Consider the following 2,517-nt stretch of genomic DNA (forward strand, 5'->3'; position numbering starts at 1 on the left):
AAACCTGTTGGTACGGCTGAGGGTGGTAAAAGGTGTTCTGCCCGTAACCTTGTTTTGGATGAATAACTGACCTCAGGTCAATTATATCGCTTTCAGGCTTCTTCTCAAACTTATCTGTAAAATTTATTACAGGTTTAATCTGTAATAATTTAAGACATAATGTCAGTAGATTCAAGTTTAAGTCAAAGAGAAATTTTTCTCTTTTTTGGAATTCGGCCTCAAAGTAGTCTGAAAAAAACTCATAAAAAGGGGCGCGCCCATATGCTGACATGATCGTTCTCCAGTGGTCGTTGTACCACTTCTCTTTATAGCTGATCCTGATATCTTTTATTTTAATTTTTTTGTTGCCCCCTTCTACAGGAACCGAAAGGCGCTCAACTTTATTGGCACTCAACACATGGCACCGGTTGCGGTAAGTTTGCTTGACGTAGTATTCTTCCTTTTCAATAAGTATAGTGTCAAACTTTTTCAGGCATGTAAAATATTCAATGCACGGCAGGTAATGAAGGTCTATAAGTGCTGTTTTGTTATCAGGCATATTCATGAATATCTCCAAGCCCTTCCCTCAGTACCACAAACTCATCCTGTGTGCAGTCTACTACCGTTGATGGGATGTTGCCTCCCGGGCCTCCGTCAATGACAATATCTACCTGGTGTTTAAACTCTTCGAAAATTACCTCAGGGTCGGTGTTGTATTCAAGCACATCGTCGTCGTGTTTGATCGAAGAGTTTACAATCGGATTGCCCAGAATGTTTACCATCATTCGGGGTATGTTATTGTCAGGTATCCTGATCCCGACTGTTTTTTTATTTACGTTAAGTATCTTGGGTACATTGCTGTTAGATTCCAGAATAAAGGTAAAAGGGCCAGGCAGTGCCTTTTTTAACACTTTGAAAGTAGGCGTGTCTATTCGCTTTACATAATTGGAAATGTCACTCAGGTCGTAACAAATAAACGAAAGGTTAAAATCCTTGGGCTTTATACCCTTGAGCCAGCAAAGTTTGTCAATAGCTTTTTTATTAAAAAGGTCGCAGCCAATACCGTAAATGGTATCGGTTGGGTAAATGACTATTCCTCCATCCTTGAGCACATCCACAATATGTTCTATTTTATCCCGTTGCGGATTTTCAGGGTATAGTTTTATTAATTCTGCAGGCATCAGGCTGATTATTTCAAATGAGGGGCAAAGTTAAAGAAAAGAAATAATACATGTGATGCAACGCTCTTCTTTCGGGGTTGACGGTTTGTAAAAGGCAAAAAAAGGACTGAAAATCAGTAAACCGCGTTTATTGTTATATTATGCCAGCTTGCCTACAGCTTTTGCCGATTGCCATTAACAACTGTCTGTCAGCAAACAGGTGAAAATTTAGGGTCTCCCAGAAATTCAGCTTGATCCAAAAAAAGAACCCGGCCTTTTGACGACCGGGTTCATTGTAATCAAACCTCTTCTTTACAGGAAGGAAGTTTAAAATTCTCCAAACACCACAGCATGCGCAATAATCCAAATACCATCACCATTCGTATCCTCTACTGTGAATGATGCGGTATGGGAAGTTGCATAGTCCTCTGGGAGTGGTCCAAAGCTTTCTGTATATCCATATTGGCCTGGAGCTATGGTTGTTGGCATAAAGTCACCGGCATAAATATGCACCTCCTGCATGGAGTAACCGCTCATATTGTAGCTTACAGTTACGTCATTTCCACTCTTCATAATGGTGAGTGTTCCAACCCAGGTGCCATTAGCAGTGTTGTTTAGGCCGGCACCCGCCCATACATCAAAGGTGTAAGTTCCGTCAGCCGTAAAATTACCTGCCCAGCCCCATCTGTTTTTGGTAAGGGCCAAAGTACTGTACCATTCAGGATTGCTGTTGTTTCCTGTAGTGAATACAAAGCCGGTTCCGAAGGCTCCGGTTTTATCAAACTTGGCAAAAGCAGTCTCGCTGGATCCTTCTGTTGGGGGTGGTGGAGGTGTTTCGCAGCACTGAGGTGTGTAAACAGAATAGTACCAGGGTACAGAACCATCTACTTTAATACCTCCAACATAGGCGCTGGATACTCCGATACCGCCATACTCATTGGTAATCAATACATCAGCTTTCAGCACAATGTAAACAGAACCACTGCCGCATTCAGCCGCATTATATCCCGCAATGCTTGCCAGGGGAACAGTGAAAGTATGTTCATTTGTGCCACTAACGGTTGCCTTGTAGGGAAACAATCCAGTATTGGGAATGCCATAAAGGTTTTGTGGCATCAGGGTAAGGTCAGTTCCCACCCACATTCTTACATTATTGTTGATATTCATGAAACCCTGCTCAGAATAAACCGTCACGTAGAGGTTTACATCGTCATTATAGATTGTAGCAGTGCCGGCATAAATATCATTTTCTGCGTAAAGCGTCTCCTCCTGTGGTGATCCACAATACTCAACCCCTGGCGCTATCAGGGCTGTGGAGGTAATGTTGCTGTCATCGGACAAAGAGGGTTCTACGGAATCAACCCCCAGAGGGTCGCAG

3 protein-coding genes are annotated in these 2,517 nt (G+C 42.6%); all 3 read right to left on the minus strand.

Annotated elements, in window-relative coordinates; genetic code table 11:
- A partial coding sequence (locus E1163_RS01090; RefSeq protein ID WP_155168680.1) for a WbqC family protein occupies window positions 1–538 on the minus strand: 538 nt, incomplete at its 3' end.
- Window positions 531–1,160, minus strand: a complete 630-nt coding sequence (locus E1163_RS01095; protein WP_155168681.1) for an L-threonylcarbamoyladenylate synthase — start codon at window positions 1,158–1,160, stop codon at window positions 531–533. The genes E1163_RS01090 and E1163_RS01095, both read right to left, overlap by 8 nt.
- Window positions 1,161–1,466: 306 nt before the next feature.
- A partial coding sequence (locus tag E1163_RS30285) for a hypothetical protein (protein WP_185155911.1) occupies window positions 1,467–2,517 on the minus strand: 1,051 nt, incomplete at its 5' end.

The organism is Fulvivirga kasyanovii, from assembly GCF_009711405.1.
GTDB lineage: Bacteria > Bacteroidota > Bacteroidia > Cytophagales > Cyclobacteriaceae > Fulvivirga > Fulvivirga kasyanovii.

Coding starts and splice junctions, on each gene's coding strand:
- E1163_RS01095 (WP_155168681.1), bottom strand. CDS start 1,160: ATGCCTGCAGAATTAATAAAACTATACCCTGAAAATCCGCAACGGGAT.